The sequence below is a fragment of the Phenylobacterium sp. genome (genome assembly GCF_036263695.1).
In the GTDB taxonomy this organism is placed as follows: Bacteria; Pseudomonadota; Alphaproteobacteria; order Caulobacterales; family Caulobacteraceae; genus Phenylobacterium.
In genome coordinates this window covers 1-5,309 of record NZ_DATAGM010000281.1, presented here as the reverse complement: position 1 = coordinate 5,309, position 5,309 = coordinate 1, and the positions used below count along the sequence as shown (strand labels likewise).

Below are 5,309 nucleotides of genomic sequence, written 5' to 3'. Positions count from 1 at the left end.
GAGACCCAGCCGGACCGCAACTGGCACTGACGGGTGAAGCTTGGCCGCGGCGACCGCACCGCCAAGGGTTCCTTAATCGGCTCAGCTCAAGGTCCGACCTGCCTAGAGGCAGGAGGTGCATATGCCGATCATCGCCGCCGCCATCGGAGCCGCAGCCCTGGCCGCGCAGCCGGCGCCGCAGATCGAGACCTCCGTCCGCCCGATCGAGGGCGGCCAGGCCGTCCGACTGACCTACACCGAGCTGGCCAGCGTCACCTCTCCGACGCCTGACGGCGCCTCTCCTGCCCTCGGTCCGACGGCCGATCTTCGGCTGTCCAACGCCGCCTATGCCTGGGAGACAGGGATACGGACGATCGCGCTCAGCAACGGCGTTGGATCGACGTCGCAGGCCGTCACGACGGTTAACGTTCTGATGACGATCCGGGAATCGTCCAAGTAACGACACACAGTCGCCACAGTTTAGACCGGCCCTGCGGCTGGTCTTCGCTTAATGCTACGCTTGTGCGCAAATGCCGCACTCGCCCTATCTCACTGATTTATCGGCAAAAATCACGATCTCAGTACAGTCGGCGTTTCTGCGCGCGCTCTGCCGCACAGTCTCGTCGCAATTGCCGGGCTAAGCGAGAGGCCTCGGCTGAGCGGGGGCGCAGCTACGAAGGCTCGGTGGCGTCAGTTCGCCGGCCTCCAGGGACGCATCATGGCTGAGATCGACTATTCTAACTGGAAACTTACCCTACCCACCGACTCGAGCGGCGGGTTCAGCGGGACGGCTGTCGAGATCAAGAGTCTCTCAGGCTATGAGAACGCCAAGTACTTCTACCAGGGCTCCGACGGGGCGCAGGTCTTTGTCGCCCCTGTCGAGGGCGCCACAACGAGCGGCTCCAATTATGCTCGTTCAGAACTCCGGGAAATGCTGGGGACGGATCGCGCCGCCTGGAAGCTGAGCCAAGGCGGGCAGATGGTCGGAACGCTCGAAGTGGACGTAGCCCCGACACTGTTCGGGGGCTCCCCCGGCCGCGTGATCTTCGCCCAGATCCACGGGATCGATGACGAGCTGGTTCGCTTCTACTGGGAAGGGAACCAGATCTATTTCAAGAACGACCAGGCGGGCTCCAGCAACAGCGAGCAACGCTTCGACCTGAAGAACGCGGCCGGCGAGCGACCGAACGTCTCTCTGAATGAGAAATTCTCTTACTCGATCGACGCGGATGGCTCCGACCTCGTAATCAAGGTGTGGGCCGACGGTCAGGTCTATACGTCGGCGACCAAGATCAACGACGTGTGGCAGTCCGACGCCTTTTATTTCAAGGCCGGGACCTACCTCGGCACGAATGAGACGCAGGGCGAAGGGTATGGTCAGACCTCATACTTCGACCTTCGGTTCACGCACGGCGACCAGCAACTGACGCCGATCCTCGGCGGAACCACCTCCGCGCCGACCCAGCCGGCCCCAACCTCTCCGCCGCCGCCGACCCAGGACACTGGCTCGGGGACGGGCACGGTCGCACTCGGCGCCAACTGGCCGACTAACGTGGACGACCCAACCGCTGGCTCGGGCGCCATTCTCGGCACGACCGGCAACGACAATCCTAAGGGCACCAGCGGCGACGACATCTTTGTCGGCAGCCAGGGCTCCGACATCTACGACGGCGGGGCGGGTGTCGACACTGTCTCCTACCAGAATAGCGCCAGGATGGTGGTCGTCGACCTGGACAAGGCCACCCAGTCCCGCCAGTCGGGCGACTCGGGCTATGATCAACTGAGAAACGTCGAGAACCTCTGGGGCTCGGAATACGCCGACCGCTTCTACGGCAACTCGGGAGCCAACCTGCTTGCCGGCGGTAAGGGCGACGACCTGCTGTCGGGCGACACCGGCAACGACACCCTGATCGGCGGCGTGGGTTCCGACACCCTGATGGGCGGCGGCGGCGCGGACCTGTTCGTGTTCACCGCTGACGACGGGAAGGACGTGATCCAGGGCTTCTCCAAGAGCGGCGGCGACAAACTGGCGTTCGTGGACGTGGCCGGGATCGACAGCGTCTCCGACGTCATGGCCGCCGCCAAGGTCTCCGGCTCGAACGTGGTCATCACCCTCGGGGACGACGTGATCACGCTGCAGAACACCACCCTCAGCTCGCTGCAGGACGCGGTGTTCGTCTACTGACGAGGGCCAGAGGAGAGCGCCTTCTCGGGGGCGGCCGCCGCGCGGCCGCCCCCTTTTTCTTGTGCAGAAGGCGCCTCTTTCGAGAGCGCAGAGCGGCGGAGTGCGCCCAATGGGTAACAGCCGAAAAAAGGCGCCCGTTCGGAATGGAACTTTGCCCCCTAACCCCGGTTTAGCGGCGACTTCGGGATCGCGGTTAATCGGGTGTTACGATGCTAAAGGGCGGGCTGGAACAGGGTGAGGAAGCCGGCCGAGAGAGCGGCTCGGAGACCATCGAGCACTTAGACATCGACGTCTACAGGCGCCCGGCCAAAGGGCGCTCGCCAATCGTCCCGGTGCTGATGTGCGGCGGCGCCGGAAGCCGGCTTTGGCCGCTGTCCAACGAGACCACCCCCAAGCAATTCCACGCCTTCGCCGGCGACCGCTCGATGTTCCAGCTGACGCTCGAGCGGCTGTACGCCGAGGGCCGCGAGGAGCTCTGCGCGCCGATCATCGTGACCGGCGAGCGCTACGTCGACCTGGTGCGCGCTCAGCTGGCCGAGCTCGGCCTCGAGGCTCTGCGCATCGTGCTGGAGCCGATGGGCCGCAACACGGCCCCGGTGGCGGTGATCGCCTCCTTGCTGGCGCGAGAGCATGCCCCCGGGGCGCGCGTGCTGCTGCTGCCGGCCGACCACATCATCGGCGAGCCCGAGCGGCTCTACGAACTGATCCAGGACGCGGCCGGGCTCGAGGACCGGATCATCACCTTCGGCGTGCGGCCGGACCGGCCCGAGACCGGCTACGGCTACATCCGCCGCGGCCGGCGCCTGGAGGGCGAGGTCTACGAGATCGAGCGGTTCACCGAAAAACCGGACCTCGCCCGCGCCGAGGCGTTCGTGAAGGATCCGGAATTCTGCTGGAACGCGGGGTTCTTCCTGTTCCCGCCGAACCTGCTGCTGGCCGAAATGGGCGCCTACCAGCCGGAGGTGCTGTCGGCCGCCGAGGCCGCGCTGCAGGCCGGCCGGAGCGAAGGCCCGGTGGTGCTGCTCGACGCTGAGCGGTTCGCCGCCTGCCCCAGCATCTCCATCGACTACGCGGTCATGGAGAAGACCCGTAAGGCCGCCGTCGCCGCCTGCGACGTGCCCTGGTCGGACGTCGGCTCCTGGCAGGAGCTGTGGCGGCTGGGCCCGGCCGACCCGCGCGGCAACGTGGCCCGCGGCGAGGCGCTGATCGTCGATTCCGACAACTGCCTGGTCCACGCGACCAGCCGCAGGGTGGCGGTGCTGGGCCTCACCGACGTGGTGGTGGTGGAGACGCCGGACGCCGTGCTGGTGCTGCCGATCGACCGCTCGCAAGACGTGAAGACGGTGGTCGAAGCCCTGGCTGCGGCCACGGCCGCTTCGGCGCTCAAGGTGCTGGCGAGCAACGACGACGAGGCCCGTCCGGCAGAGGCGACCGGAGAGGTGTCGGCTCATGGCTGAAGGCGTCCTCATCCCCAAGGAATATGAACCGCCGACGCTGGACAGCGTCTGCGACGACGTCGCCCGTTGGCTGAACACCGCGGCCCTGCCGCTGTGGGCCGAGCGCGGCCAGGACGCTTCGGGCCTGTTCCACGAGCGGCTCGACTTCGACGGCCGGCCGGACCTGAGCGCCATGCGCCGGATGCGGGTGCAGGCGCGCCAGCTGTTCGTCTTCGCGGAGGCGGGGATGATGGGCTGGCAAGGCGGCTCCGAAGATATCGTGACCCGCGGCCTGGAGGCGTTCGTCGCCCGCTGCTGGGCGCCCGACGGCGCGCCCGGCTGGGCGCACATGCTGTCCCCGGACGGCTCGCTGGCCGATCCGACGCGGGACACCTACGACCACGCCTTCGCCCTGCTCGCACTGGCGTCGGTGTGGCGCTACACCGGCTCGGACCTGGCGTTGCAGATGCGCGACCGGACCTTGGCGTTCATCGACGCCTCTCTGACCGACCATCTGCACGGCGGCCTGCACGAGGGCCTGCCCCACAGCCTGCCGCGTCGGGCCAACCCGCACATGCACATGCTGGAAGCCATGCTGGCCTGGCATGCCACCACCGGCGATGCGGAGTTCCGCCACCGGGCCGACCAGCTCGTCCAGCTGTTCCTGGACAAGTTCTACGATCCGTTCTCGGAGACGCTGGGCGAGTTCTACGACGAGGCCTGGCGCGGGCCGTCGGTCACCGAGCGCGTTGTCGAGCCGGGCCACCACTTCGAGTGGACGTGGCTGCTGCACGAGGCGGCGGCGCAGGGCTGCATCGACGCGCGGCCCCAGGCGGCCGGCCTCTATCGGTTCGGACTGGAGTTCGGCCTCGACCAGTACGGTCTGGCGATCGACGAGCTGCGGGCCAACGGCGCGGTGGCGCGGGCCTCGCGCCGCACCTGGCCGCAGACCGAGCTCATCAAGGCGCTTGTGGTGATGGCGCGCGACGGGGACCTGAAGGCGCAGGTCCGGCTGCCGTTCACCGTGCAGACTATGATGCGGACCTATCTGGGCACGCCGACGCCCGGCCTGTGGTTCGACCAATTCGACGCCCAAGGCCGCACGCAGGACCAGCATGCGCCCGCCAGCACCTTCTACCACCTGGTCATGGCCTTCCGGGAACTGTTCGACGGGGCCGAGCAAATCGCCGGCGAGCCGGCCTACGGAATTCCGGTTGCTGCGGTGCAACCTTCGCAGGTCAGCTCAGTTTAGGGCGCGGGCTGGGCGGGGGCTTCCTCACCCAACAAGGCAACTGTCCGTCGCGGCGGGCGAATTCTCATCGGGCGCTCGCCTCCGCGCGGGCCGCCGACCTGACATCTGGGTGTGGAGCTGAGTAATGGCTGATCAAGAACCGCTTTCCGTCAGCGTCTTTGGCGCGGGCTACGTCGGCGCCGTCACGGCCGCCTGCATCGCCAAGACCGGCATCAAGGTCGTGGCCGTCGACCTCGACAAGAACAAGGTCGAGCAGATCGCCCGCGGCGTCTCGCCGATCGTCGAGCCGGGGCTGCCGGAGCTGCTGAAGAGCGGGGTCGAGAAGGGCCTGATCACCGCTACCACCGACGCCAAGGCGGCGGTGGCCCAGACCAACCTCTCCATCGTCTGCGTCGGCACCCCGAGCGATCCGAGCGGCGAGCCGAACCTGCGCTACGCGGTCGGCGCGGCCCAGGAC

General features: G+C 67.5%; 5 protein-coding genes. All 5 read left to right on the top strand.

From position 1 onward, the window contains the following. Positions 1-121 precede the first annotated feature (121 nt). The gene (locus VHK87_RS11370) at positions 122-439 is read left to right on the top strand and encodes a hypothetical protein (protein WP_329635010.1); all 318 of its coding nucleotides are present in this window, start codon (positions 122-124) and stop codon (positions 437-439) included. Between the two features lie 258 nt (positions 440-697). After that, positions 698-2,164, top strand: a complete 1,467-nt coding sequence (locus tag VHK87_RS11365; RefSeq protein ID WP_329635009.1) for a polysaccharide lyase family 7 protein — start codon at positions 698-700, stop codon at positions 2,162-2,164. 209 nt (positions 2,165-2,373) lie between these two features. Beyond that, positions 2,374-3,621, top strand: coding sequence for a mannose-1-phosphate guanylyltransferase/mannose-6-phosphate isomerase (locus VHK87_RS11360; protein ID WP_329635008.1), 1,248 nt, complete (start codon positions 2,374-2,376; stop codon positions 3,619-3,621). Beyond that, positions 3,614-4,852 carry an AGE family epimerase/isomerase gene (locus VHK87_RS11355; protein ID WP_329635007.1) on the top strand — a complete coding sequence of 413 codons (1,239 nt, stop codon included), beginning with the start codon at positions 3,614-3,616 and terminating at the stop codon, positions 4,850-4,852. Before VHK87_RS11360 ends, VHK87_RS11355 begins: the two co-directional genes overlap by 8 nt. A 124-nt stretch (positions 4,853-4,976) precedes the next feature. Beyond that, the coding region (locus VHK87_RS11350) for a 3-hydroxyacyl-CoA dehydrogenase NAD-binding domain-containing protein (protein WP_329635006.1) at positions 4,977-5,309 on the top strand (333 nt) is incomplete at its 3' end.

Coding starts and splice junctions, on each gene's coding strand:
- VHK87_RS11370 (WP_329635010.1), top strand. CDS start 122: ATGCCGATCATCGCCGCCGCCATCGGAGCCGCAGCCCTGGCCGCGCAG.
- VHK87_RS11365 (WP_329635009.1), top strand. CDS start 698: ATGGCTGAGATCGACTATTCTAACTGGAAACTTACCCTACCCACCGAC.
- VHK87_RS11355 (WP_329635007.1), top strand. CDS start 3,614: ATGGCTGAAGGCGTCCTCATCCCCAAGGAATATGAACCGCCGACGCTG.
- VHK87_RS11360 (WP_329635008.1), top strand. CDS start 2,374: ATGCTAAAGGGCGGGCTGGAACAGGGTGAGGAAGCCGGCCGAGAGAGC.